Annotated in this window: 1 pseudogene; it reads left to right on the top strand. The window is 48.3% G+C overall.

What is annotated here, in order from left to right:
* Nucleotides 1-222: 222 nt before the first annotated feature.
* A pseudogene (locus tag C5L13_RS28490) lies at nt 223-420 on the top strand (hypothetical protein); the annotation flags it as partial.

Genomic DNA, 420 nt, shown 5'->3' with positions numbered 1-420 from the left:
ACAAGGTTTGGCGTAAAACCGCTGCGTTGGTAATGAATATCGATGAGATCAGCAAGCGCTTGAAAGCTGTCGAACGTAAAGTCGGAAAAGACTAGTCATTGCCGCCCGCTCTCGCGGGTACAAAACGAAACGCGTTGGTCGTGAGACCAAAAGCGCAAAGAGATGTTAATTTGCGGCCTGCATGATGATCTCCTTTTGGGGTCAGCGCAGGCCGTGTTGTTGATGCCATCAGTTTTTAGAGACAGGAAGAGTATTTTGACTACTGACACTCATACTCTGGATATTGCAGAAATTTTGGATCTGCTTCCTCACCGTTATCCGTTCTTGCTGGTCGACCGCGTCCTCGAGTTTGAAGAGCACAAATATCTGCGTGCGGTGAAGAACGTATCGGTGAATGAACCGTTTTTCCAGGGCCACTTC

The organism is Neorhizobium alkalisoli (assembly GCF_002968635.1).
GTDB classification, from domain to species: Bacteria; Pseudomonadota; Alphaproteobacteria; order Rhizobiales; family Rhizobiaceae; genus Neorhizobium; species Neorhizobium alkalisoli.
The sequence above is the reverse complement of the archived record's forward strand: the minus strand, read 5'-3'. Positions and strand labels throughout refer to the sequence as shown.